Below are 25,035 nucleotides of genomic sequence, written 5' to 3' on the forward strand. Positions count from 1 at the left end.
CACCGCGATGGTGCTGGCAGCTGGTCTCGGCAAGCGCATGCGGCCGATCACCGACACCATGCCCAAGCCGCTGGTAAGGATCGCCGGCAAGACCTTGCTCGACTGGGGGCTGGACAGCCTGGCGGCGGCTGGCGTCGAGAAAGCCGTCGTCAATGTGCACTATCTGCCGGACCAGATCGTCGCTCATGTCGTTGGGAGGCGGGTACCTGACATCGTCATTTCCGACGAGCGCGACGCGCTGCTGAATTCGGCCGGCGGCATCGTCAAGGCGCTGCCCCTGCTGGGTACCGAACCCTTCTACATCATCAATGCCGACACGTTCTGGATCGATAGCGGCCAGCCCAGCCTGGAGCGCCTTTCCCTTGCATGGGACAGCGCGAAAATGGATATTCTGCTGATGCTTACCGATCTCGACTCGGCGACCGGACACTGCGTCGGCACGGATTTCCTGATGGCGCCGGATGGCGGCCTGCGGCGCTCGAAAGGCGACCCGGCAGGACTGATCTATGCCGGGGCCGCGATCGTCGACCCCGCCATATTTGAGGGTGCGCCGGCCGGGGCACATTCGCTCAACGCCTATTTCGACAAGGCGATTGCCGCTGGCCGCCTGTATGGAATGCAGATGCGCGGAAGCTGGATCACCGTCGGCACGCCCGATGCCATTCCGCAGGCGGAAGCGGCGGTCGCCGCGGCCCTCGCAGGAGCGGTATGAGCGGCTCGCGCCGCGTTCTCTCGATCCCGCCCGGAGCGCCATTCCTGCCGACTCTGGCCGAGGCCTTGCTGGCCGGACGGCTGGTGCCCGGCTTTCGTTTCGACGGCGATCCGCTGGCGCTGGCCGACGTCACCATCTATGTGCCGACACGGCGTGCGGCGCGTGCGCTGCGCGCCGCCTTCGTCGACGCGCTTTCCGGACCTGGCGTGAGCCGCCGTTCGGCGATCCTGCCGGTCATCCGCCCGCTCGGCGAGTTCGACGAGGACGAGGCCGCCTTCGACACTGGTACGCCGGCCGAGCTTGAGATGGCGCCGCCGATCGCCGCGATCGAACGCCTGCTGCTTTTGGCGCCGCTGGTGCGGGCGTGGAAGCGCACCTTGCCGACGCATGTCCTGGCCATGTTCGACGAAGAGATCGTCGTGCCGGCCTCCGCCGCCGATGCGATCTGGCTGGCGCGCGACCTTGCCCGGCTGATGGACGAGATCGAAACCGAAGGCACGGACTGGACCAGGCTTGCCGATCTGGTGACCGGCAATCTTGCCGGCTGGTGGCTGGTGACGCTCGATTTCCTTCGCATCGTTACCGACGCCTGGCCGAAATTGCTGGAGGAGCGCGACCGCTCCAACCCGGCCGCGCACCGCAATGCACTGATCCGGCGCGAGGCGAAGAGGCTTGAGCGCAATCCGCCGAAAGGCCCGGTGATCGCCGCCGGCTCCACCGGCTCGATCCCGGCCACGGCCGAACTGCTTGCCGCGGTCGCCGGCCTACCCAACGGCGCCGTGGTGCTGCCCGGTCTCGATGGGATGCTGGACGAGCCGTCCTTTGCCGCGATTGCAGCCCCCGCCGCTCGGCCTGCTTTGCTCGGTCATCCGCAGTACGGCATGGCCAAGCTGATCGGCAAGATCGGCGTGCTGCGTGGCGATGTCGAGGAGGTCGTATCCGCCGAGCCGGCGCAGGCGCTTCGTGCCGCGCTTGTCGGCGAGGCGCTGCGGCCCGCAGAAACCACCGAATTGTGGGCCGAGACCCGCATTACCTTCGATGCCGGCGACATCGCCGAAGCCTTCGCCGATGTGACGCTGGTCGAAGCCGCCAGCGAACGCGACGAGGCGGTGGCAATCGCCATTGCGCTGAAGACAGCCGTCGAGCAGCCGGGACAGCGAGCGGCCATTGTCACCGGCGACCGGGCGCTGGCGCGGCGGGTCTCGGCCGAACTGTTGCGCTTCGGCGTCGTCGCCGACGATTCCGGCGGCACGCCGCTCGCCAACACACCGGCGGCCAGCCTGCTGCGGCTGACGTTGCAAGCCGTGTTTCGGCCCGGCGATCCCGTCGGCCTGCTGTCGCTGCTCAAGTATCCGCTGCTTGGGCTCGGCCTGGAGCGGGCCGTCGTGCGCCATGCCGCCGAGCTCATCGAACTGGTGGCGCTGCGCGGCGGCACCGGCCGTCCCGACATCGCCTCGCTACCGGCGCTGTTTGAGGAACGTCTCGCCGGCCTGAGCAGCGACAGGCGCCAGCCCTTCTGGTTTTCGCGCCTGACCGTGCGCGGTGTCGAGGAGGCTCGCGACCTGTTGGGCCGGCTTGCGACGGCGCTGGCGCCGCTGACCACTTTTCGCGGCGAAGAGAATGCCGATCTCGTCGCGCTGACCAAGGCGAGCGTCGCCGCGCTGGAAAATCTCGGCCGCACGGCGGACGGCAGTCTCGCCGAACTTTATGCCGGCGATGCCGGCGAGAAGCTCGCCGACCTGCTGCGCGGCGTGGTCGCGGCCTCGGCCTCCTTCGACTTCCCGGCCGACGAATGGCCCGATGTTATGGACGCGCTGATCGCGCCCGAGACGGTGAAGCCGGGACAAGGCACCGACCGCAACATCGCCATCTGGGGCGCACTGGAAGCGCGGCTGCAGAATGTCGACACGCTGGTCATTGGCGGGTTGAACGAGGGCGTGTGGCCGCGCAAGCCGGAGAGCGACCGCTTCATGTCGCGGCTGATGAAGACCGGCATCGACCTCGAGCCACCGGAGCGGCGCATCGGCCTTGCCGCTCACGATTTCCAGATGGCGATGGGGGCAAAGAAGGTGGTGCTGACGCGCTCGGCCCGCGCAGGCGACGCACCTGCCGTGCCGTCGCGGTGGCTGCAGCGCATCCTCACCTTCATCGGCAACGACCCCGCGACCGCGCTGCGCCAGCGCGGCGATGAATTGCTGGCCTGGGCCCGCGCGCTGGACGCCGGCGAGCGGCAACATTTCGCGCCACGGCCGCAGCCGAAGCCGCCGCTGGCAATGCGGCCGCAGCACTTCTCGGTGACCGAGATCGAGACGCTGCGCCGCGATCCCTATGCGATCTATGCCCGACGCATTCTCGGCCTCCTGCCGCTCGAACCGGTGATCCGCGATCCAGGTGCGGCCGAGCGCGGCACGCTGTTTCACGACATACTGCACCTGTTCTCGACAGAGGTTGCCGATCCGCGCGCGCCGGAAGCCCTGGAGAGGCTTATCTCGGCGGGCCGCAGATGCTTTGCAGAAGTAGCCCTTCCCGCCGATGTCGAGGCCGTGTGGTGGCCGCGTTTCGAAAAACTCGCCGCCAACATCATCGAATGGGAGCGTGGCCGGGCTCCCGCCGTCGCGCGGCGGCATGCCGAGGAGCGGGCAGAAAAAACCGCTGTCGGCGGTACCGGGGTGACGCTGTCAGGCTATGCCGACCGTGTCGATTTGCTGGCCGGCGGCATGGCCGACATTTTGGACTACAAGACCGGCTCTTCGCCATCCAAGGCGCAAGCGCACACGCTGCTGGCGCCGCAGCTGGCGCTGGAAGGCGCACTGCTCCGGCGCGGCGCCTTCAAGGGGCTTGGCGCGCGCGAACCCTCGCAACTTGCCTTCGTGCGGCTGAAGCCGAATGGCGAAGTGTTCGAGGAATCCATCCTCGACTACAACCGCCAGCCCAGGACCGCCGAAGACCTCGCCGAAGAAGCCTGGGCGCGGCTGGAAAAGCTGCTTGTCCATTATGCCGACCCAACGACCGGCTATCTGTCGCGGGCGCTGCCGTTTCGCGAGGGCGAGAGCGACGGCGACTACGACCATCTGGCGCGCGTGCTCGAATGGTCGGCCGGCGGCGACAGCGACGACGAGGCGGGGGAGGCATGAAGAAGGCCTATCCCATCCCAACCGAGACCGCCGCCAGTCAGGCGCGCGCCTCCGACCCGAAGAATTCGGCCTGGGTATCGGCCAATGCCGGCTCCGGCAAAACGCATGTGCTGGCCCAGCGCGTCATCCGGCTGCTGCTCAACGGCACCGATCCGTCGAAGATCCTGTGCCTGACCTATACGCGGGCCGCCGCCGCCAATATGTCGAACCGGGTGTTCTCGACGCTCTCGGAATGGACGGCGCTTGGTGATGTCGAGCTTGCCGCCAAGATCACCGCGCTGGACGATCGCCGACCCGACCGCGACACCATGCGCCGGGCGCGCCGGCTGTTTGCCGAGGCGCTGGAGACGCCGGGCGGGCTGAAAATCCAGACCATCCACGCCTTTTGCGAATCGGTGCTGCACCAGTTCCCGCTGGAGGCCAACATCCCGGCGCATTTCGAAATGCTCGATCCGCAGATGGAGGCCTCGCTGTTCGCCGCCGCGCGCCGCGACATGATTTCCGGCACTTCTGCCGGCGACGCCGGACTGGCCGAGGCCTTCGCCACCGTGCTGGAACGCGGCGGCGAACACGGGCTCGACGCGCTGCTTTCCGAAATCGTGCGCAAGCGCGACGGCCTGCGCGGCTTCATCGACGCGGTCGGACGCGACGGCGCCGGCTTTCAGGCTCTGTTCGAGGAATTCCATTTCCGTCCCGGACAGAGCGCCGAAGACATAGCGGCATCGGTGTGGCCGCTGCCGGGTTTCCTGCCTGATTTCTTTGCCGTGTTCGCTAGCGCAGCCGAAGCCGTCGATGCCCGCACTGTTCTCAACAATCTTCTGCCCTATGCCCGTCAGGCCTTCGTGGAGACCGACCCGATCCGCCGGTTGCAGATGCTGGGCAAAGCCTTCCTCAAGGCGGATGGCGACCCCTATGATCCCGCCAAGGCATTCAAGAAGGCGCTGCTTGACCGGCTGCCCGACCTACCCGAGCGCTATCTCGCCGCCGTCAAGGCGATCACAGAGGTTTCCGACCGGCTGGCGCTGTTCCGGATGCTGGAAGGCACGGTTGCGGCGCTGACCATCGCCGACTGGCTGATCGTGCGTTACGAGCGCCTGAAGCGCGGCCGCAGCTTCCTCGACTTCAACGATCTCATCACCCGCACCGTCAATCTTCTGGCGCGGCCGGACGCTGGGCCGTGGGTGCAGTACAAGCTCGACCAGGGCATCGACCATATCCTGCTCGACGAGGCGCAGGACACCAGCCCCGACCAGTGGGAGGTGGTGAAGCGGCTGGCGGAAGAGTTTTTCGCCGGCCATGGCCAGCGCGGTACGGCCAATCGCACGGTGTTTGCCGTCGGTGACGAAAAGCAATCGATCTATTCGTTCCAGGGCGCCGCGCCGGATTCCTTTGCCGACAGCCGGCTTTTGTTTGCCGGGCGCGTGCGCGATGCCGAGGCTTCGTTTGCCGACCTCAAGCTGACCTGGTCGTTCCGCTCGACCGACGATGTGCTGGCCGCCGTCGACCGTGTCTTTGCCGATCCGGGCGTGCGGCGCGGCATCAGCCAGGACCCCGATCCGCTCGACCACAAGGCGATCCGCAACGATGCGCCGGGCTATGTCGAGGTCTGGCCGTCGCTTGGCGCCGATGCGATCGAGGAACCCGACGACTGGACGCTGCCGGTCAACCACGCCAGCGCACCGGCGGTGCGCGTTGCCGAACATGTGGCGGCGACGATCCAGGCCTGGCTCAAGGACCGCGAGATCATCGAGGGCAAGGGCCGCAGGCTGCGGGCCGGCGACATTCTGGTGCTGGTGCGCAAGCGCGACCGGTTCGTGCACGCGCTGTCGCGGGCGCTGAAGGACCGCGACATTCCTGTCGCCGGCGCCGACCGGCTGAGCTTGCCTGGCCATATTGCGGTGAAGGATCTGATCGCGCTCGGCCATTTCCTCATCCAGCCGCAGGATGATCTTTCGCTTGCCGCCGTGCTGCGCAGCCCGATCTTCGACGTGTCGGAAGAGACGCTTTTTGCGCTTGGCGCGGGAAGGCCGGCCGCGACATCGCTGATAATGTCACTGCGACAGCATGCCGGCGACAGGCCCGCGCTGGCCGCTATCGTCACCCGGCTCGACGGCTGGGCCAATGAGGCGGCGTTCCGGCCGGTGTTCGAATTCTACGCCGGCGTGCTGGCGCGCGACAGCCTGCGCAAGAAGATGATTGCCCGGCTCGGCCCGGAGGCCGGCGACATCCTCGATGAGTTCCTGAGCTTCTGCCTCGCCGAGGAACGCACCGGCTTGCCGGGACTGGAAGCCTTTCTGGCGACGCTGGAAAACACCGGCCCCGAAATCAAGCGCGAGATGGACCAGACGCGCGACGAGGTCCGCGTCATGACCGTGCACGCCGCCAAGGGGCTGGAGGCGCCCGTTGTCTTCCTCGTCGACGGCGGCTCGGCGCCGTTCAGCGACCAGCATTTGCCGCGGCTGATGCCGTTCGATGGTTCGGGCCGCAACTTTGACGGCAAGGGCTATCTCTGGCGCTCGGCCGCTGACGTCGCCAACGGTTTCTCCAAGACGGCTTCGGCGCGGGCGCGCGAGCTTGCCGACGACGAATACCGCCGCCTGCTCTATGTCGGCATGACACGCGCCGAGGACCGGCTGATTGTCTGCGGCTATCACGGCAAGCGCTCACCCAGCACTGGCACCTGGCATTCGATCGTCAGCCGCGCGCTGACCGGCGCACCGGAAAGCACGGAGCGCCGCCACCCCGCCAGCGGCGAGCCGGTGCATCGCTTCGTCATGACCAAGCTGCCGCCTGTGGCACAAGCGGCGGCCGATGAAACGCGGCTGCCGCAACAGGTCCTGCCGCTGCCGGAAAGCCTCTACCGGGCCTTGCCGCCTTATGAGGAGCTGCCGCGTCCGCTGTCGCCCTCCGGCGCCTCGGCGCTGATCGACGAGGGCAAGGAAGCTGTTGTCGATACGCGCTCGCCGGTGCTGGACACTGAGGCGGAGCCCGGCTTTGCGGTGATGCGCGGACTGGCGCTGCACAAATTGCTGCAAATGCTGCCCGGCTTCGCCGAGGACGAACGGCAAGGCGCGGCGGGGCAATATCTGAGCCGTGCCGGCGCCGACTGGACTGAAGCCGAACGCAGCAAGGCGCTGGCCTCGGTGATGGCGATCCTCGGGGATTCGCGTTTTGCCGAACTGTTCTCGCCTAATTCCCGCGCCGAAGTCGCTGTCATGGGCAGCCTCGAGGTCAAGGGCAGATTGCGTTCGATCTCCGGCAAGATCGACCGGCTGGCGGTGACGCCGGAGCGCGTTTCGATCGTCGATTACAAGACCAATCGGCCGGCGCCGGCTACACTCGCCCAGGTGCCGCCGGCCTATATCCTGCAGCTGGCGCTCTACCGCGCGCTGCTCAAACCGCTTTATCCCGGCCGCGAAGTGACCGCAGCGCTGTTGTTTACCGAGGCGCCGAGGCTGATCGAACTGCCGGCCGAGGCAATGGACGACGCCCTTGCCCGACTCACGGGAGCGTGACACAAGTTCTGCTTGAAGAAGGGCTGCTCAACCACCACATTTGGTGCGAGATAAATTTCGAAAGGATTTTCGCATGGCCACCGTCAAGGTCGACAAGAGCAATTTCCAGGCCGATGTGCTCAACGCCTCGCAGCCCGTCGTGGTGGATTTCTGGGCGGAATGGTGCGGCCCGTGCAAGATGATCGGTCCGTCGCTGGAAGAAATCGCCAATGAGCTCGGCGACAAGATCAAGATCGCCAAGCTGAACATCGACGAGAACCCCGAGCTTGCCGCGCAGTTCGGCGTGCGCTCGATCCCCACGTTGATGATCTTCAAGGGCGGCGAAGTGGCGGACATGAAGGTCGGTGCGGCGCCGAAGACCGCGCTGTCGCACTGGATCAATGGCAGCCTCGCCTGACCTGACAGAACTCTCGATATCGAAGCCCGGCCCTCGCGCCGGGCTTTTTCTTTGGCGTCATCGCCCAACCGCCTCTGGCCCTCGCATAGGCGCACTCCATGTCATCTGCTTGAGGCAGGACAGGAGAGACAGAATGACCGGATCCGCCAAGGCCACCGTCTTCATCGACAATGAGCGCGTCATCGTCACCGAATACCGCTTCCAGCCGGGCGACAACACCGGCTGGCATCGCCATGGCCACGACTATGTCGTGGTGCCGCTGATGGACGGCAAGGTGAAGCTGGTGACCAAGGATGGCGAGTCCTTCGCCGAGATGAAAAAGGGCGCCCCCTATTTCCGCAAGGAGGGCGTCGAGCACGACGTTATCAGCGCCAATGACGGCGAATACGCCTTCATCGAGATCGAACTGAAATGATGGCATGCCATCGCCTGCCATCTTGATGGCAAGCCCTGATGAGGCTATATCTTTCCTTAAAAGGGAGTTTGAAATGGCCGAACCCCAGCTTTCAGTCCGCAGCGCAAAAGCACGTGATCTTGCGCATCGACTCGCTCGTCGCGAAAACCGCTCTATAGCTGATATCGTCGAACGCGCTCTCGAATCCTACGAGATTCGCGAAGCCGGGCGAGAACCGGCATCCGCCTTCTACTCCCGTCTGACGGCAAGCATTGGCGTCGACATCGATCTGGAAGAAATCATCCGGGAAAGCCGCAAGGTCCATACAGGGCCGGAGCTTTGATTTTCGTCGACACCAATGTGATTTCGGAGACCCTTAGAAAGACGCCTGACGCGGCTGTCATGGCTTGGCTGGTCCGCAACGATGCTGAACTGGCTCTTCCCACGGTGGCGATTGCCGAAATCGCTTTCGGCATCCAAAAGATACGACCTGATGAGCGCGCCGACCGCCTGGAGCAAGGTCTCTCTCAATGGCGCCATCGCTTTGCCGACCGCATTTTTGGGCTGACTGAGGAGGCGGCTCTGGCTTATGGCGAGATTATGGGAACCGCCACCCGCCAAGGCCGAGGCATGTCGGCACCCGACGGAATGATTGCAGCGATAGCACGCGTGAATGGCGGTCGGCTGGCAACGCGCAATCTGAACGACTTCGGCCCGGCCAACCTCGAGCTGATCTCGCCTTGGGATTTCTAGAGCATTACCAGTCGGCTATGCGGTCACCGCCGGTGAATTGCGCGCTTTTTGCGGTGTATTCGAACAGCTCGATCTTCACGCCGTTGGGGTCGCGGATCCAGGCCTGAAACGTGTCGTCGCAGGCATGCTTCTTGGCCGTGACATCGATGCCCTTCGACTTGATGTGGGCAATCGCAGCGTCGATGTTTTCCACCTCAAGGCAAAAGTGGTTGATCTGGTTCTGCTCGCTGTATGCCGTGCCGTTCTTCTGGAACACCTCGACATGGCTGCGGCCGCCGCAATTGAGGTAGAAGCCGAAGACCTTGCCGTCGCGCAGGAAATTGAACTGCGTATCGAGGCCGAGCACGTCGCGGTAGAAGGCTCGAGTCGCCTCCAGATCATGCGCGAAGATACAGACGTGAGCGAGCTGCTTCACCTTGATCATACGCGACTCCTTGCTGTCATTGACTTCAGGTCGGCGGCGTCCCGTTTTCGGCCAACACCGCGCCGGCGAGATACAAGGAGCCGCCGATCAGGATTCGTGGCGCCGGGCCATCCCAGGTGTCGCGCAGCAGCATCAGCGCGCTGGCGACGGAGCTGACCGGTTCGGCGGTGAGACCGGCTTCCGTCGCGCGGACCGCCAACTCGTCATTCGGCACGCCGGCGTCGCTGAGGCTGACCGGCACTGTGTAGACGTGACGGACCAGACCCTTGAAGGCGTGGAAATAGCCGCTCTGGTCCTTGGTGTTGATCATGCCGGAGATCAGGAACAGCGGCCTCGGGTTTTTTTCCTCCTGCTCGGCCAGCGCCTCGGCAATGACCATGCCGGCACCCGGATTATGGCCGCCGTCGAGCCAGATGTCGGCGCCCTTGGGCGCCAGTTCGGCCAACCGACCCTGTGCCAGCTTCTGCATGCGGCCCGGCCAGGCGACATTGGCCATCGCCTTCTCGGTGGCGCGGTGGCTGATCTCGAAGCCGGCGGCCTTGACGGCGGCAATCGCAGCCGCGGCGTTGGCGAACTGGTGGCGTCCGGGCAGGCGCGGCGGCGGCAAATCCATCAAGCCGTCCTCGTCCTGATAAACCATGCGGCCGTTTTCCTCGAAGGCGAGGAAATCCTGGCCGTAGACGAAGGTCGGGCAATCCAGCCGCTCGGCGGTTTCGATTAGCACCTGCAGCGCTGTCTCGCTCTCCTGCGCGCCGATGACCACCGGGCAGCCGCGCTTCATGATGCCGGCCTTTTCGGCGGCGATCAGTTCGACGCGGTCGCCGAGATAGGCCTCGTGGTCCATCGACACCGGCATGATCACCGACACCGCCGGCCGGGTGACGACATTGGTGGCGTCGAAGCGGCCGCCAAGGCCGACCTCGATGATGGCGGCAGCGGCCGGATGCTCGGAAAACAGGATGAAGGTGACGGCAGTGAGGATTTCGAAGACGGTGATCTTCTGGCCTTCATTGGCCCGTGCGACGCGGGCGATGGCCTCGGCAAAGGTCTCGTCATCGACCAACCTTCCGCCACCCTCGGCCGCTAGCCGGTAGCGCTCGGCCCAGTTGACCAGATGCGGCGAGGTGTGAACATGGACGAGATGGCCGCCGGCTTCGAGCAGCGCGCGCGAAAAGGCCGCGCACGAGCCCTTGCCGTTGGTGCCAGCAATGTGGATGACCGGCGGCAGCCGGTCCTGCGGATTGCCGAGGCGTTCGAGCAGCCGGGTGATGCGGTCGAGCGAAAGGTCGAAGCCTTTCGGATGCAGCGCCATCAAGGCGTCGATTTCGCGGTCTGCGGCAAGTGTGGTCATAAGGGAATCCTACCGCATGAGCCCAAAAACACGAATCGGTTTTCGGAAAGGATCATGCGTAACAAGAGGATACCGCGCGAAACATCGCGCGCAATCACTGATAGCGGCCAGGAATGTCGCGTCAGGCCTGCGGCCGGGCTTCCGTCGGGATGACGGCCGGCGGCAGGATTTCCGGCTCCAGCGGCTTTTGCTCGGGAACCTTGAGCAGCATCTTCAACAGCCGCGCAATCGTCCCGCGCAGTTCCAGCCGCGACACCACCATATCGACCATGCCGTGCTCCATCAGATATTCGGAGCGCTGGAAACCGTCCGGCAACTTTTCCCGAATGGTCTGCTCGATGACGCGCGGGCCGGCAAAGCCGATCAGCGCGCCGGGCTCGGCGATGTGGACGTCGCCCAGCATGGCATAAGAGGCGGTGACGCCGCCGGTGGTCGGATTGGTCAAGACGACGATGTAGGGCAGGCCGGCTTCCTTCAGCCGATCGAGGCCGACCGTGGTGCGCGGCAATTGCATAAGGGACAGGATGCCCTCCTGCATGCGGGCGCCACCGGACGCGGCGAACAGGATCAGCGGCCGCTTGCGCTGAAGGGCGACCTCGAAAGCATGCACGATGGCGTCACCCGCAGCCATGCCGAGCGAGCCGCCCATGAAGGCGAAGTCCTGCACCGTCACCACCACCGGCAGGCCTTCGACCGTGCCCAGCGCGTTGACGATGGCGTCTTCCAGGCCGGTCTTGGCCTTGGCGTCCTTCAGGCGGTCTGTGTAGCGCTTCTCGTCGCGGAACTTGAGCGGGTCCTGCATGACCTTGGGGTTCTCAAGCTGCTCATATTTGCCGTCGTCGAAGAAGAATTTCAGCCGTTCCTTGGCCGAGATCTTCATGTGATGGCCGGAGGACGGGATGACGAACTGGTTGGATTCCAGGTCCTTGTGGAACACCATCTCGCCGGTCTCGGGATCCTTGATCCAGAGATTCTCCGGCATGTCGGTGCGCCGGCCGAGCATCGAATTGATCCTCGGGCGAACGTAGTTGGTGATCCAGTTCATCGCTTCGGCTCCTGTCCTGACGAAGAGTTGGGTAAAGAGGTAGGAGAACTATTCGGCAGCAGCAAGGCGGGCCGAACGCACGCCTTGCGACAGGCCGCTGACCAAAGTGGCGACGGCCTCGGCCGGGTCGGCGGTCTTTTCGCCCTTCGGCCCCAGCACATTGGCCACCGCATTGACGATGGCCGTGCCGACGACGACGCCATCGGCATTGGCGCCGATGATGCGGGCCTGCTCGGCGGTCTTGACGCCGAAACCGACGCAGACCGGCAGGTCGGTATGGCCCTTGATGCGCTTGACCGCCGCCGCGACCTTGCCGGTATCGGCCAGAGCCGAGCCGGTGATGCCGGTCATCGACACGTAATAGACGAAGCCCGACGTGTTCTGCAGCACTTTGGGCAGGCGCTTGTCGTCGGTGGTCGGCGTCGCCAGGCGGATGAAGTTGACGCCGGCCTTGAGCGCGGGAATGCAGAGTTCCTCGTCCATCTCCGGCGGCAGGTCGACGACGATCAGCCCATCGATGCCGCTGGCGATCGCGTCCTTGAGGAAGCGGTCGACGCCGTAGATGTAGATCGGGTTGTAGTAGCCCATCAGCACGATCGGCGTCTCGTTGTCGCCAGCGCGGAAGTCCGCCGCCATCTGCAGCGTCTTGACCAGCGTCTGGCCGCCTTTCAGCGCCCGCAGGCCGGCGGCCTGGATCGCCGGACCGTCGGCCATCGGATCGGAAAACGGCATGCCCATTTCGATGATATCGGCGCCGGCCTTGGGCAGCGCCTTCATGATCGATAAAGCGGTGTCATAGTCCGGGTCGCCGCTCATGAAATAGGTGACGAGCGCCGGGCGGCCTTCGGCTTTCAGTTTTGCCATGCGGCGGTCGATGCGGGTCACCATGATCAGATCTCCATGCCCAACATCGAGGCCACCGTGTGCACGTCCTTGTCGCCACGCCCCGACAGGTTGACGATGACGATCTGGTCCTTGTCCATGGCGGGCACGATTTTCACCGCATGGGCGATGGCGTGCGCGGATTCCAGCGCCGGGATGATGCCTTCGACGCGCGTCGTCAGCTTGAAGGCTTCCAGAGCTTCGTCATCGAGGATCGGCACATACTCGACGCGGCCCGAGTCACGCAGCCAGGAATGCTCGGGGCCGACGCCGGGATAGTCGAGGCCGGCCGAGATCGAATGGCCGTCCAGGATCTGGCCGTCGGCATTCTGCAAGAGATAGGTGCGGTTGCCGTGCAGCACGCCGGGCGCGCCGGCATTCATCGAGGCGCAATGCTCGATGCCGTCGAGTCCGCGGCCGCCGGCTTCGATGCCGATGATGCGGACCTCCTTGTCATCGAGGAACGGATGGAACAGGCCGATGGCGTTCGAACCGCCGCCGACGGCGGCGATGATGGTGTCGGGCAGCCTGCCTTCCTGCTCGAGGATCTGGGCGCGCGCTTCGATGCCTATGACCGACTGGAAGTCGCGCACCAGTTCCGGATAGGGATGCGGACCGGCGGCGGTGCCGATGAGGTAATAGGTGTCCTCGACATTGGTGACCCAGTCCCGCAGGGCCTCGTTCATGGCGTCCTTCAGCGTGCCGTGGCCGGCGGTGACCGGCCGCACTTCGGCGCCGAGTAGCTTCATGCGGAAGACGTTGGGGCTTTGGCGGGCGACGTCGGTGGCGCCCATATAGACGACACAAGGGAAACCGAATCGCGCCGCAACCGTGGCTGCCGCCACGCCGTGCTGGCCGGCGCCGGTTTCGGCGATGATGCGCTTCTTGCCCATGCGCTTGGCCAGCAGGATCTGGCCGAGGCAGTTGTTGATCTTGTGCGAACCGGTGTGGTTCAGATCCTCGCGCTTGAAATAGACCTTGGCGCCGCCACCGAGGCCCTTCGCCGAGGAAACCTCACGAAGATGTTTCGTCAGCCCTTCGGCGAAATACAGTTTTGAGGGCCGCCCGGCATAGTGGGTCGACAGGTCGGTCAGCTCGGCCTTGAAGTCAGGATCGTTCTTGACCTCGTTCCAGTGCCGTTCGAGGTCGAGGATCAGCGGCATCAGCGTCTCGGCGACGAAGCGGCCGCCGAAAATGCCGAACATGCCCTGCTCGTCGGGTCCGGTGCGGAAGGAATTAGGTGTCGCCGGCTGGTCCATCGCCGATCTCCTGGTTCGAAAGAATTATTCAGGCGGCGCGGTCGTCGCGCGCCGCCCTGACGGCCCGGAAAAACTGCTCGATCAGCGCCGGATCCTTGACGCCCGGAGCGCTTTCCACGCCCGACGAAATGTCTATTGCGGGCGGATTGGCTGACCTCAAGGCGTCGCCGATATTGGCGGCGTTGAGCCCACCGGAAAGCATGTAATCGAGCCCGGCGTCAAGGCCGGCCAGAATGCGCCAGTCGAAGGCGACGCCATTGCCGCCCGGCAGTTGCGAGCCTTTCGGCGGCTTGGCGTCGAACATGAACCGGTCGGCAATGCCGATGAACGGCTTTAGTCGCTCGAGATCGGCAGCCTCGCTGACGGAGAACACCTTCATCACCGGCAGGCCGTAGCGGGCTTTCAGCTCGGCCACCCGCTCCGGCGTCTCAGCGCCGTGCAGTTGCAGCATGTCGGGGCGCATCTCAGCAACAATCTCGTCCAGAAACGCGTCATCGGCGTCCACGGTGACTGCGACCGCCTTGGCCTTGCCGATTGCCGCCTGGCGCATGCGGCCGGCTTGCGCAGGCTCGACATAGCGCGGGCTCTTGGCGAAGAAGATGAAGCCGACATGGCTGGCGCCGCCGGCCAATGCCGCGGCCATTGCCTCATCGGTCTTCAACCCGCAGATCTTGATGTCGAGCGCCATGGCGCGGGGATTGGCACGAAAAACCCCAAGAGTCGAGAAAAAGCATGCTGTTTGCCGCCCGGGCGGAACGCGCTACCTTCTCCTGGAGGCATAACAGGCGGGAGCAAGATCATGGCAGACGAAACCGTCGCCCAACTCAGGCAGAAGATGGCGCAGGCGCGCGAGGTCATCGCCCATCTAGTACAAAAAGCCGCCTTCGAAGGGGCGGAGGCTCATCGGGCGCTGAATTATTTCGGCAGCGATGAATTCGAGCAGAATTTTTTGCCATGGCCGCGCCATGGCGATGAAGGACTGCGGCCGGAGGAGCTTAACGCGGCGAATGATGATTGAGAGGCGCCTACTCGGAAAAGGTTGGCGGGACAGCACCCCCCTCTGGCCTGCCGGCCATCTCCCCCGCAAGGAGGGAGATTAGGCGCTCAGCCGCTTTCGCAAATCTCCGACATCAAATAAAGACAAGCGACACCTCAAAACAGCCCATCTCCCTCCTTGCGGGGGAGATGTCCGGCAGGACAGAGGGGGGTGTGAAGGATCGCTAACTCAGAAGGTTTTCTGCACCGCCATCAGGCTCAATCGAACACGATCGCCTGCAGCGCGCCGCCGTTGCGCTTCAGCCAGTCCTTGCAGCGGTCGGTGTCGGGGCAGAGCTGCTCGCACAGTTTCCAGAATTTCGGGCCGTGATTCATCTCCTTGAGATGCGCCACCTCATGCGCGACGAGGTAGTTTATGACCGGCGTCGGCGCCATCATGATGCGCCAGGAGAAGGACAGGTTGCCGTCGGAGGTGCAGGAACCCCAGCGGCTCGACGTGTCCTTGAAGCGGATCGCCTTGGCGCGCTTGCCGAGCGCTTCGGTGTGCTTGACCACCAGCTTCTCGATCTCCTTTTTGGCCTCGCGCTTGAGGAAATCGGCGATGCGGCGCGGCAGATGTATGCGCTCGCCATGCACGATCAGCAGCGGGCCGCGCTCGTCGCGCGAGACGGTGACGGTGCCGCGCTTTGACGGTTCATGGACGATGCGATGCGCCACGCCGCGGATCGGGATCTTGATGCCGGGCCGCACCTGCGGCCGTGTCGGCACCTTGGCCAGCCGCTGCTCCAGCCAGTCCTGGTGGCGGTGCAGGAATTTTTCCACCTCGCCGCGGCGCAGGCCCGGCGGCACGGTGATGCGCAGGCCCTGGCCGCCGGAATCGATGCGCAGCGTCAGCCGCCTTGCCCGGGCGCTCTCGACGATCCTGAGCGGCAGCGTGCGGCCGGCAACGACATGCTCCCGCTCTTCGACGGGCGAGGGCTTTGGTTTGGTCAGGTTGCGAAAGAAGCCGAAGGACATGACTGAACGATACGCGATTCGAGGAAAACGGCCAGTAGAGCGAACGCGAAAAGAGAACAAAAAAGAAACGGCGCCGCTTGCGCGACGCCGTCTGTCATGCCGAGACCTGTCGCAGGATCTCAGTCGTCAAGCAGGTTCGGGCCCTTGCGCTTGGGGGTCGCGGGCTTGGTCGCTTCGGTCGTGCCCGTGGTCGTCGGTGCCGTCGACTTGTTGCGGTTGGCCATGAAGCGGTCGAACTCGTCCTGGTCCTTGGCGCGGCGCAATTCGCGGGCATAGTCGTCGAATTCGCTCAGCATCTCGTCGAGCTTGCGGCGCTCTTCGGCGAGGCGCTCGAGTTCCTTCTCGCGCCAGTCGTCGAAAGCGACGTTGCCGGTGCGAGCCGAACCATGGCCCCAGCGCGCGGCCTTGTCGGAACCGCGGCGGCAGCCGGCGAAGATGCCATCGGTGGCGCGGTTGACGTCGCGCTTGAAGCCGTCAAGCCGGTCGCCCCAGATGATGTAGGCGAGCATGGCGAAGCCAAGCGGCCAGAACACCATGAAACCGATCACCATCAGCGCGATGGTCGCCGGCGTCCAGGCCGGGCGGATCAATGCGGATGTGTTCATTTTCTCCCATTCCTTCGGTTGGAGACAGCCAAACCCGGCTGCGTGGAATCGAAATGGGAAGACGAAAACGGCGATTCAAGACAATGCCGGCCAAAACCGGACAAGGGTCTGAAATGATTATCGCTTTTTGAGTGCTTCGAGGAAAAGCACGACCAGTCCGGCGACTAGGCCCCAGAAGGCGGCGCCGACGCCGATCAAGGTCAACCCTGAAGCGGTGACCACGAAGGTGACCGTGGCGGCCATGCGCTGGTCCTCGTCCTTGAGCGCGATCGACAGCGCATTGGCTAGCGACCCCATCAGCGCCAGGCCGGCCACCAGCACGATCAGGCTCTGCGGCAGCACGGCGAAAATCGCCACCAGCGACGCGCCGAAAATCGCAAAGATGAGATAGGCCAGCGCATAGAACGGGCCGGTCTTCCAGCGTTCGGCGGGGTCGGGATGGACATCCGGGCCGGTGCAGATCGCCGCCGAAATCGCCGCCAGATTGGTGGTCGAGCCGCCAAACGGCGCCGACAGAAGCGAGAACAGGCCGGTGACGCCGATCAGCTGGCCAGGTTCGGGGTGATAGCCGGCGGCGCGCAGCACGGCGAGGCCCGACAGGTTTTGCGAGGCCATGGTGACGAGGTAGAGCGGCAGCGCCAGGCCGATGATAGCCGCAGCGCTGAAATGCGGCGCAATCAACGTCAGCGTCGACAGTTCCGGCGTCGGCAGGCCGCCGACACGGCCGGTAAGGAAGGCGGCAATGCCGCCGCCGATCAGCACCGCCAGCACCGACAGCGCCGGATTGAACAGGCGAATGACGAAGAAGGCCGCGATCAGCGGCAGGATCAGCCAGGGGTCGACGGGAATGGTCTTGACGGCATTGAGTGCGAAGGTGACGACGATGCCGGCCAGCATGCCGGACGCCACCGAGGCCGGTATCCTCGATATCAGCTGGGTCAGCGGCTTGAACAGGCCGGTGGCTATCAACAGGATGCCGGTGACGATGAAGGCGCCGACCGCATCGGCCATGGTAAAGCCGCTCGATGCCGCCATCAGCGCCAGACCAGGTGTCGACCAGGCGGTGATAACAGGCATTTTCGTGCGCCAGGACAGCCACAGGCACTCGATCGCCATCGCCAGGCACAGCGCCGTCACCCAGCTCGCGGTCTCGGCCTGGGTGGCGCCAACCGCCTTGGCGGCGGCAATGACGACGGCCAGCGTGCCGCCGAAGCCGACGATTGCCGCGACAAAGGCGGATATCGGGATGGAAATGCGCATTCTTGCCTAACCCGCCCGCTGGACCATGTCGCTCACGGCTCTCAGCAGCATGTCGAGATCCTGCGGCCGTGACAGGCGGTGGTCGCCATCGGGGATGAGCGACAAAGTGACGTCGTCGGCCGGCAGCAGGGAGACCAGCTTCAGCGCATGGCTTGCCGGCACGTCCGCATCGGCCAGACCCTGCAGGATGTGGACAGGGCAATGGGTATCGATCGGCCCGGTCATCACCCGGTTGTTGCGGCCGTCCTCGATCAGGGCGCGCGTGTAGATGTAAGGCTCGGCGGAGTAGTCCGATGGCTCCTCGAAAAAGCCCTTCTTCTTGAGGTCGCGCTTCTGTGCCGCGGTTAGCGCCGGCTCGACCAGTTCGTTGGTGAAATCCGGCGCCGGGGCGAGCAGTACCAGGCCGACGACGCTGGTGTCGCCAGCCTTGCGCAGTTCCTGCACCATGCGCAGCGCAATCCATGCGCCCATCGAGGAGCCGACCAGCACCTGCCTGCCCTTGGTGAAACGCCGGAAGACGGCGAGGCTCTCGCCAAGCCATTTCGAGATGGTGCCGTCGGCAAAGGCGCCGCCGGACTCACCATGGCCGGAATAGTCGTGGCGGAGGTATGCGCGGCCTTCTTTGGTCGCCCAGTCCGACAGCGTCTCGGCCTTCGTGCCCAGCATGTCGGATTTGTAGCCGCCGAGCCAGACGATGCCGGGCGTCGCGCCCGCCTCATGGCGCACCGCGATGCTGATTCCCTGGATATCCAGCGGGGTCGGGGTGGTCGCGGTCATGGCGATCTGTCGGTCCTGATTTTCCTCGCCGGTCTTTTGGCACAGGCAAAGGCGAAGCGGAAAGTGCCCGCTATATCCTTTGTTTGGTGCAGGCCAGCGTTCAGGGTGATTTTCCGTCAGCGCTGTGCTATTGACTCCGCCCGCGCGCTCACCACATTGGCGCGTCCTGAATATTTCTAGATTTGAACCCTGAACGAAACGGCCAAGGAGACCACGACCATTCGCAGACCTTTCAAAGCAGCGGCGCCCACCAAGGATGGCCCGCGCTCCAACCGTGATATCCGGGTTCCCCGGGTCCAGCTCATCGACGCCGAAGGCCAGAACCGAGGCGATGTCTCCATCAACGACGCATTGCTGCTCGCCGAAGAGGCCGGGCTCGATCTGGTCGAGATATCGCCCAATGCGGTGCCGCCTGTCGTAAAAATCCTCGATCTCGGCAAACTGAAATACGCCAACCAGAAGAAGGCGGCCGAGGCGCGCAAGAACCAGAAGGTCATCGAGATCAAAGAGATCAAGATGCGCCCGAACATCGACAGCCATGACTACGAGACCAAGATGAAGGCCGTGCGGCGCTTCTTCGAGGAAGGCGACAAGGTCAAGCTGACGCTGCGCTTTCGCGGCCGCGAAATGGCGCATATGGAACTCGGCATGCAGCTCCTGAACAAGGTGCGCGAGGAAGTGTCGACGATCGCCAAGGTCGAAGCCGAACCGAAGCTCGAAGGCCGCCAGATGATGATGGTGCTGGCGCCGCGCTAGAATCTCTTTGTTTTGAAGCAATTCCGGGCGGAAAGCAGTTTCACACTTTTCCTGGAATTGTTTTGGATCACGTTGTGTCTAGACGTGGTGTCGCGCTCTAAATCCGCCTGAATCATGGCCCACGGCGTCCCGGCGATCGGCGGGACGCCTGTTTTCTTGGCAGACGCCGCGATCGCCGGCGAAGCTTTTCCACGATCGGACTCCCGGCATGGCCAATGAAATCAATCCTGCGCCCGTCAAGGAGCTTGGCGGCTACCAGCATATGCGCAGGATGGTGCTTGCCGTGCTGGTGGTGGTGCTGTTTGCCGCATTGCTGTTCGGCCAGTCGACTTTTCCGCCGGAGACCCCGGTGCACGAGACGATCGAGATGTTCGGCGTGCTGTTGATCTTCCTCGGCATTGTCGGCCGGTTGTGGTCGACGCTTTATATTGGCGGCCGCAAATCCTCCGAAGTGGTGACCGGCGGGCCCTATTCGATTACCCGCAACCCGCTCTATGTGTTCTCGACCATTGCTGCCGCCGGCGTCGGGGCGCAGATCGGCTCGTTCTCCGGCATCATCCTGTTTGCGCTTTTGTGTGCCGGCGCCTTCCACATCGTCATCCTGCGCGAAGAGCGTTATCTCAAGGACGTGCTCGGCGCCCCTTACCAGGCCTATCTGGCACGGGTGCCGCGCTTCTTTCCCAAGCTGTCGCTCTACCAGGAGGGCGATACCGGCAGCTTCAAGCCGCGGCTTTTGCTGACCACCTTGCTCGACGGGCTGGTGTTTCTGGTGGCGCTGCCGGTGTTCGAGACCATCGATGGCGCCCAGCAGTCGGGGATCCTGCCGGTATTGTTCCGCCTGCCTTGATAATCGGACAGAGCGTCGCAGCGCCTGAGGTGTTGCGCGCGCGCCTGCTTTGACGTATAGGACCGCGTTCCAAAAAACCGCCCGGCAGGGCATGCCGTGGCGGTTTCATTTGCTTTTCGGGCTTTTGGTCCGCCCGAAGCGAACAAGAAGCGCGATTGTGCGCCACCAATACGGAGTAGCAAAATGCCCAAGATGAAGACCAAATCGGCCGCCAAGAAGCGGTTCAAGATCACAGGTACGGGTAAAGTCCTGTCGGCTGCGGCCGGCAAGCGTCACGGCATGATCAAGCGTTCCAACAAGTTCATTCGAAATGCCCGCGGCACGATGGTTCTGGCTGAACCGGACGGCAAGAAGGTCATCAAGAATTTTCTGCCGAACGGCCTCTGAGCATTCGGTCGGAACAGCGTTTTTAAGGAGATCATGACATGGCACGCGTAAAAAGAGGCGTCACCTCGCACGCCAAGCACAAGAAGGTCCTGAAAGCCGCGAAAGGCTTCTACGGCCGCCGCAAGAACACCATCCGCATCGCCAAGCAGGCGGTGGAAAAGTCGCTGCAGTACGCTTACCGCGACCGCAAGAACCGCAAGCGCTCGTTCCGCGCGCTGTGGATCCAGCGCATCAACGCCGCGACCCACGAGCATGGCCTGACCTATGGCCGCTTCATCGACGGCCTCAACAAGGCCGGTATCGAGATCGATCGCAAGATCCTGTCCGACATGGCCATCCATGAGCCGCAGGCTTTCGCCGCCCTGGTCGCCAAGGCCAAGGTCGCGCTCGAATATCTGAAGAACACCACGCCGAATGCTTTTGAAAGCGCTGTCGCCTAAGACCAGCGCTTCCCAAGCTATTCAACACTTGATTTGGGGAACCCGCGCTGGCACGGCTGGCGCGGGTTTTTCTTATGCCTGAACCTTCACCTTGAAAGTGATTTTCACTTTAAGGCTGACTTCCAACGTAGCGAGTTTGACCGTGAACGACGTAACTAATGGTTTGGAAACTCTCGAAAACTCCCTGATGGCCGACATCGCTTCGGCCGGCGACGAGGCGTCGATCGAAGCGGTGCGCGTTGCAGCCCTCGGCAAGAAGGGTTCGGTCTCCGAAATGCTGAAGACACTGGGCGCGATGAGCGCCGAGGAGCGCCAGGTCAAGGGTCCGGCGATCAACGGCCTGAAGAACCGCGTCACCGAAGCGCTGACGGCACGGAAGGCCGAACTGAAGGATGTGGCAGTCACTGCCAGGCTCGCCGCCGAGACGGTCGACGTGACACTGCCGGTGCGGCAGTCGCCGGCCGAGCGCGGCCGCATCCATCCGATCAGCCAGGTCATCGACGAGATCGCGGCGATCTTCGGCGATCTCGGCTTCGCCATCGCCGAAGGTCCCGATGTCGAGAGCGACTATTACAATTTCACCGCGCTGAATTTTCCCGAGGGGCATCCGGCGCGCGAGATGCACGACACCTTCTTCTTCCAGCCGGACGAGAAGGGCGAGCGCAAGCTGTTGCGCACGCACACCTCGCCCGTGCAGATCCGCACCATGGAGAAGCAGAAGCCGCCAATCCGCATTGTCATCCCCGGCAAGACCTACCGGCAGGATTCGGACGCCACCCACTCGCCGATGTTCCATCAGGTCGAGGGGCTGGTGATCGACAAGACGGCCAATGTCGCCAATATGAAGTGGGTGCTGGAAGAGTTCTGCAAGGCGTTCTTCGAGGTGCCGCAGGTGAAGATGCGCTTCCGGCCGTCCTTCTTCCCGTTCACCGAGCCAAGCCTCGAGGTCGACATCCAGTGCGACCGCTCGCGGCCGGGCGAAGTGCGCTTCGGCGAAGGCACCGACTGGATGGAGATCCTCGGTTGCGGCATGGTGCATCCCAATGTGCTGCGCGCCGGCGGGCTCGATCCCGACGAGTATCAGGGCTTTGCCTGGGGCATGGGCATCGACCGCATCGCCATGCTGAAATACGGCATGCCGGATTTGCGCGCCTTCTTCGACGCCGATGTGCGCTGGCTGTCGCATTACGGGTTTAGGCCGCTCGACATGCCGACGCTGTTCGGAGGCCTCTCCGCATGACGGCGCCGCACACCGGCGGCTGCCGCTGCGGCGCGGTGCGGTTCGAGGCCTCGGCCGAACCGCACCACATCAGCTATTGCCATTGCGGCGATTGCCGGCGGGCCAGCGGCGCACCGGTGTCGGCCTTTGTCGGCTTTCTGACCGAGCAGGTGGCTTTCACCGGCAAGGCGCTGAAAATGTACGAGAACGGCCCGGTGACGCGCTCATTCTGCGGCATTTGCGGTTCGCCGATCGCCTATGTCGACGAGCGGCTGGAAGACCACATTTATTTCATGCTCGGCGCCATGGACATGCCGGCCTATTTCCGGCCGACGCACCATGCCCATGTGCGCGAGCAGCTGCCTTTCCTGCATATGCCCGACGATTTGCCGCGCCATTTGAAGACAAGCGTGCCCAGACCTGACGGGCACAGACAAAACGGAACACAGTGATGAAACTCACCCTTTCCTGGCTCAAGGATCATCTGGAGACCGACGCCACGCTTAGCGAAATCGTCGAGCGGCTGACCTCGATCGGTCTCGAAGTCGAGCATGTCGACGACAAGGCCAGCCTGAGGCCGTTCGTCATCGCCAAGGTGCTGACCGCTGTGCAGCATCCCGACGCCGACCGGCTGCGGGTGCTGACCGTCGACACCGGTGACGGCAAGGCGCCTGTCCAGGTGGTGTGCGGCGCGCCGAATGCGCGCGCCGGCCTGATCGGCGCCTTCGCTGCGCCCGGTACCTATGTGCCCGGCATCGACGTGACGCTGACGGTCGGCAAGATCCGCGGCGTCGAAAGCCATGGCATGATGTGCTCGGAGCGCGAGCTGGAGCTGTCGGATGAGCATAATGGCATCATCGACCTGCCGGCCGATGCGCCGGTCGGCACAAGCTTCGCGGCTTACGCGCATCTTGACGATCCGGTGATCGAAATCAATCTGACGCCGAACCGGCCGGATGCGACCAGCATTTACGGCGTCGCCCGGGATCTGGCGGCAAGCGGGCTTGGCCGGCTCAAGACCGCGCCGGTCGAGGCGGTCAAGGGCAAGGGCGCGACGCCGGTCAAGGTGACGATCGAGGCGCCGGACCTCTGCCCCGGCTTCGCGCTTCGTCTGGTGCGCGGCGTCAAGAACGGACCCTCGCCGAAATGGCTGCAACAAAGGCTGATCGCCATTGGCTTGCGCCCGATCAGCGCGCTGGTCGACATCACCAATTACGTCACCTTCGACCGCGGCCGGCCGCTGCATGTGTTCGATGCCAAAAAGGTCGCCGGCAATCTCGTCGTGCGCCGCGCCAAAGACGGCGAAAAGGTAATGGCGCTCGACGGGCGTGAATACACGCTGACGCCTGACATGTGCGTCATTGCCGACGACAATGGTGTCGAATCGATCGCCGGCGTGATGGGCGGCGAGCATTCCGGCTGCGATGAAAACACCACCGACGTGCTGATCGAATCCGCGCTTTGGGACCCGATCACCACGGCGCGCACCGGCCGCACGCTCGGTATCATTACCGACGCGCGCTACCGCTTCGAGCGCGGCGTCGACCCGGAGTTCATGGTGCCGGGCGTCGAACTGGCGACCAAGCTGGTGCTCGAATTCTGCGGCGGCGAGCCGACGGAAACCGAAGTGGTCGGCTACGCCGGACACAAACCGAAGATCATTGCCTTCCCGCTGTCGGAAGTGAAGCGGCTGACCGGCATCGAGGTGCCCAAGGCGGAGAGCCTCGACATCCTGTCGCGCCTCGGCTTCAAGCCACAGGGCTCGGGCGACGTCGTCGATGTGGCGGTGCCATCCTGGCGGCCGGATGTCGATGGCAAGGCCGACCTGGTCGAGGAAGTCATGCGCATCCACGGTGTCGACAACATCGCTCCTCAGCCGCTTGGCGCCCACGATGCCGTCAATTCAAAGATTCTGACGACGCTGCAGGTGCGCACCCGCACGGCAAAGCGCTCGCTTGCCGTGCGGGGCATGATGGAGGCCGTCACCTGGTCGTTCATCCCGGCCAGGCATGCCGAACTGTTCGGCGGCGGCCAAACGGTGCTGAAACTCGCCAACCCGATCGCCGCCGACATGTCCGATATGCGGCCGTCGCTGCTGCCGGGGCTGATGTCCGCTGCGCAGCGCAATGCCGACAAGGGCATTGGCGACGTGGCGCTGTTCGAGGTCTCCGGCACCTATGAGGGCGACGGCCCCGACCAGCAGCGGCGCGTTGCCGCCGGCGTGCGCCGCGGCACCGCCAAGCTCGACGGCCCCGGCCGCAGCTGGGCCGGCAATTCCGGTCCGGTCGGCGTGTTCGACGCCAAGGCCGACGCGATTGCGGCGCTCGAAGCCTGCGGCGCGCCGGTCGACCGGCTGCAGATCGAACCGGGCGGCCCGGCCTGGTATCATCCCGGCCGTTCCGGCACGATCAAGCTCGGGCCGAAGACGGTGCTCGGCACGTTCGGCGAATTCCACCCGAAGACGCTGGAAGGCCTCGACGTTTCCGGACCGATCTGCGGCTTCGAGGTGTATATCGACGCCGTGCCGGAGCCGAAGGCCAAGCCGACGAAAACCAAGCCGAAGCTGGAGCTCTCCGCCTTCCAGGCGGTGAAGCGCGATTTCGCCTTTGTCGTCGACAAGACGGTGGAAGCCGGCACACTGGTGCGCGCGGCGCTCGCCGCCGACAAGAAGCTGGTCACCTCCGTTTCGGTGTTCGACGTCTTCGAAGGCGCATCGCTCGGTACCGCCAAGAAGTCGATCGCCATCGAGGTGTCGATCCAGCCGGTCGAGAAGACGCTGACCGACGAGGATTTCGAGGCGCTGGCCAAGCGCATCGTCGACAATGTCGGCAAGCAGACGGGCGGCGTGCTGAGGACGTAGAGCGG

At 64.3% G+C, this 25,035-nt stretch carries 25 protein-coding genes; 15 read left to right on the forward strand and 10 right to left on the reverse strand.

Translation table 11 applies throughout. The features are described from left to right. The first annotated feature begins 7 nt into the window (after nucleotides 1-7). From AC1D1N_RS04655 to AC1D1N_RS04685, 7 genes are all read left to right on the forward strand, one after another. Nucleotides 8-712, forward strand: a complete 705-nt coding sequence (locus AC1D1N_RS04655) for a nucleotidyltransferase family protein (RefSeq protein WP_112560028.1) — start codon at nucleotides 8-10, stop codon at nucleotides 710-712. Further along, entirely contained in the window at nucleotides 709-3,846 is a 3,138-nt protein-coding gene (gene addB / locus AC1D1N_RS04660; RefSeq protein WP_436257570.1) for a double-strand break repair protein AddB, read from the forward strand. Before AC1D1N_RS04655 ends, addB begins: the two co-directional genes overlap by 4 nt. After that, on the forward strand, nucleotides 3,843-7,361 hold the full coding sequence (gene addA, locus AC1D1N_RS04665) for a double-strand break repair helicase AddA (protein WP_477346908.1): 3,519 nt from the start codon (nucleotides 3,843-3,845) through the stop codon (nucleotides 7,359-7,361). The genes addB and addA overlap by 4 nt, the downstream gene beginning before the upstream one ends. A gap of 73 nt (nucleotides 7,362-7,434) precedes the next feature. After that, on the forward strand, nucleotides 7,435-7,758 hold the full coding sequence (gene trxA / locus AC1D1N_RS04670; protein ID WP_023672297.1) for a thioredoxin: 324 nt from the start codon (nucleotides 7,435-7,437) through the stop codon (nucleotides 7,756-7,758). Nucleotides 7,759-7,891: 133 nt separating this feature from the next. Beyond that, nucleotides 7,892-8,173 carry a cupin domain-containing protein gene (locus tag AC1D1N_RS04675; RefSeq protein ID WP_023681396.1) on the forward strand — a complete coding sequence of 94 codons (282 nt, stop codon included), beginning with the start codon at nucleotides 7,892-7,894 and terminating at the stop codon, nucleotides 8,171-8,173. Nucleotides 8,174-8,246: 73 nt separating this feature from the next. Next, nucleotides 8,247-8,495 (forward strand): plasmid stabilization protein, encoded by a 249-nt coding sequence (locus tag AC1D1N_RS04680; RefSeq protein ID WP_112560027.1) that lies wholly within the window; start codon nucleotides 8,247-8,249, stop codon nucleotides 8,493-8,495. Continuing rightward, nucleotides 8,492-8,905, forward strand: a complete 414-nt coding sequence (locus AC1D1N_RS04685) for a type II toxin-antitoxin system VapC family toxin (protein ID WP_192255421.1) — start codon at nucleotides 8,492-8,494, stop codon at nucleotides 8,903-8,905. Before AC1D1N_RS04680 ends, AC1D1N_RS04685 begins: the two co-directional genes overlap by 4 nt. 4 nt (nucleotides 8,906-8,909) lie before the next feature. Here the strand turns inward: AC1D1N_RS04685 and AC1D1N_RS04690 are convergent, their stop codons facing one another. From AC1D1N_RS04690 to AC1D1N_RS04715, 6 genes are all read right to left on the reverse strand, one after another. Further along, nucleotides 8,910-9,329 carry a VOC family protein gene (locus tag AC1D1N_RS04690; RefSeq protein WP_477346910.1) on the reverse strand — a complete coding sequence of 140 codons (420 nt, stop codon included), beginning with the start codon at nucleotides 9,327-9,329 and terminating at the stop codon, nucleotides 8,910-8,912. 25 nt (nucleotides 9,330-9,354) lie between these two features. Beyond that, nucleotides 9,355-10,680, reverse strand: a complete 1,326-nt coding sequence (locus AC1D1N_RS04695) for a bifunctional folylpolyglutamate synthase/dihydrofolate synthase (protein WP_477346912.1) — start codon at nucleotides 10,678-10,680, stop codon at nucleotides 9,355-9,357. A 121-nt stretch (nucleotides 10,681-10,801) separates the two neighbouring features. After that, nucleotides 10,802-11,725, reverse strand: a complete 924-nt coding sequence (accD, locus tag AC1D1N_RS04700; protein ID WP_352561315.1) for an acetyl-CoA carboxylase, carboxyltransferase subunit beta — start codon at nucleotides 11,723-11,725, stop codon at nucleotides 10,802-10,804. Nucleotides 11,726-11,773: 48 nt separating this feature from the next. Further along, the gene (trpA, locus tag AC1D1N_RS04705) at nucleotides 11,774-12,613 is read right to left on the reverse strand and encodes a tryptophan synthase subunit alpha (protein ID WP_112559880.1); all 840 of its coding nucleotides are present in this window, start codon (nucleotides 12,611-12,613) and stop codon (nucleotides 11,774-11,776) included. A 2-nt stretch (nucleotides 12,614-12,615) separates the two neighbouring features. Further along, nucleotides 12,616-13,866: a tryptophan synthase subunit beta gene (gene trpB / locus AC1D1N_RS04710; protein WP_477346914.1), complete on the reverse strand. Its 1,251-nt coding sequence runs from the start codon at nucleotides 13,864-13,866 to the stop codon at nucleotides 12,616-12,618. A gap of 28 nt (nucleotides 13,867-13,894) precedes the next feature. After that, complete coding sequence (locus AC1D1N_RS04715; RefSeq protein WP_477346916.1) at nucleotides 13,895-14,554, reverse strand: phosphoribosylanthranilate isomerase; 660 nt, start codon at nucleotides 14,552-14,554, stop codon at nucleotides 13,895-13,897. A 111-nt stretch (nucleotides 14,555-14,665) separates the two neighbouring features. On the opposite strand from AC1D1N_RS04715, the gene AC1D1N_RS04720 reads away from it, so the two are divergent. Beyond that, entirely contained in the window at nucleotides 14,666-14,884 is a 219-nt protein-coding gene (locus AC1D1N_RS04720; protein WP_477346918.1) for a hypothetical protein, read from the forward strand. Between the two features lie 236 nt (nucleotides 14,885-15,120). On the opposite strand, the gene AC1D1N_RS04725 is transcribed toward AC1D1N_RS04720, so the two are convergent. The 4 genes from AC1D1N_RS04725 to AC1D1N_RS04740 form a co-directional block, all read right to left on the reverse strand. Next, nucleotides 15,121-15,879 carry a M48 family metallopeptidase gene (locus AC1D1N_RS04725; protein WP_436257562.1) on the reverse strand — a complete coding sequence of 253 codons (759 nt, stop codon included), beginning with the start codon at nucleotides 15,877-15,879 and terminating at the stop codon, nucleotides 15,121-15,123. A gap of 119 nt (nucleotides 15,880-15,998) precedes the next feature. Next, a complete protein-coding gene (locus tag AC1D1N_RS04730) occupies nucleotides 15,999-16,484 on the reverse strand; it encodes a DUF2852 domain-containing protein (protein ID WP_192255437.1) in 486 nt (161 codons plus the stop codon). Nucleotides 16,485-16,601: 117 nt separating this feature from the next. Continuing rightward, nucleotides 16,602-17,744: a benzoate/H(+) symporter BenE family transporter gene (locus AC1D1N_RS04735; RefSeq protein WP_477346921.1), complete on the reverse strand. Its 1,143-nt coding sequence runs from the start codon at nucleotides 17,742-17,744 to the stop codon at nucleotides 16,602-16,604. 6 nt (nucleotides 17,745-17,750) lie between these two features. Then, the gene (locus AC1D1N_RS04740; protein ID WP_477346923.1) at nucleotides 17,751-18,521 is read right to left on the reverse strand and encodes an alpha/beta hydrolase; all 771 of its coding nucleotides are present in this window, start codon (nucleotides 18,519-18,521) and stop codon (nucleotides 17,751-17,753) included. A 219-nt stretch (nucleotides 18,522-18,740) separates the two neighbouring features. Between AC1D1N_RS04740 and infC the strand changes: the two genes are divergently transcribed. The 7 genes from infC (at nucleotide 18,741) to pheT (ending at nucleotide 25,030) form a co-directional block, all read left to right on the forward strand. Next, the gene (gene infC / locus AC1D1N_RS04745; RefSeq protein ID WP_112559872.1) at nucleotides 18,741-19,277 is read left to right on the forward strand and encodes a translation initiation factor IF-3; all 537 of its coding nucleotides are present in this window, start codon (nucleotides 18,741-18,743) and stop codon (nucleotides 19,275-19,277) included. 208 nt (nucleotides 19,278-19,485) lie between these two features. Then, complete coding sequence (locus AC1D1N_RS04750) at nucleotides 19,486-20,124, forward strand: methyltransferase family protein (protein WP_477346925.1); 639 nt, start codon at nucleotides 19,486-19,488, stop codon at nucleotides 20,122-20,124. A gap of 183 nt (nucleotides 20,125-20,307) precedes the next feature. Beyond that, a complete protein-coding gene (gene rpmI, locus AC1D1N_RS04755) occupies nucleotides 20,308-20,511 on the forward strand; it encodes a 50S ribosomal protein L35 (RefSeq protein ID WP_006201248.1) in 204 nt (67 codons plus the stop codon). A gap of 38 nt (nucleotides 20,512-20,549) precedes the next feature. Beyond that, complete coding sequence (rplT, locus tag AC1D1N_RS04760; RefSeq protein ID WP_006201247.1) at nucleotides 20,550-20,951, forward strand: 50S ribosomal protein L20; 402 nt, start codon at nucleotides 20,550-20,552, stop codon at nucleotides 20,949-20,951. Between the two features lie 187 nt (nucleotides 20,952-21,138). Next, nucleotides 21,139-22,191, forward strand: coding sequence for a phenylalanine--tRNA ligase subunit alpha (gene pheS, locus AC1D1N_RS04765; RefSeq protein WP_477346927.1), 1,053 nt, complete (start codon nucleotides 21,139-21,141; stop codon nucleotides 22,189-22,191). Further along, nucleotides 22,188-22,622 carry a GFA family protein gene (locus tag AC1D1N_RS04770; protein ID WP_112559869.1) on the forward strand — a complete coding sequence of 145 codons (435 nt, stop codon included), beginning with the start codon at nucleotides 22,188-22,190 and terminating at the stop codon, nucleotides 22,620-22,622. Before pheS ends, AC1D1N_RS04770 begins: the two co-directional genes overlap by 4 nt. Then, nucleotides 22,622-25,030 (forward strand): phenylalanine--tRNA ligase subunit beta, encoded by a 2,409-nt coding sequence (gene pheT / locus AC1D1N_RS04775; RefSeq protein WP_477346929.1) that lies wholly within the window; start codon nucleotides 22,622-22,624, stop codon nucleotides 25,028-25,030. Before AC1D1N_RS04770 ends, pheT begins: the two co-directional genes overlap by 1 nt. Nucleotides 25,031-25,035 lie beyond the last annotated feature (5 nt).

This window comes from Mesorhizobium sp. P2_B5 (assembly GCF_056404775.1).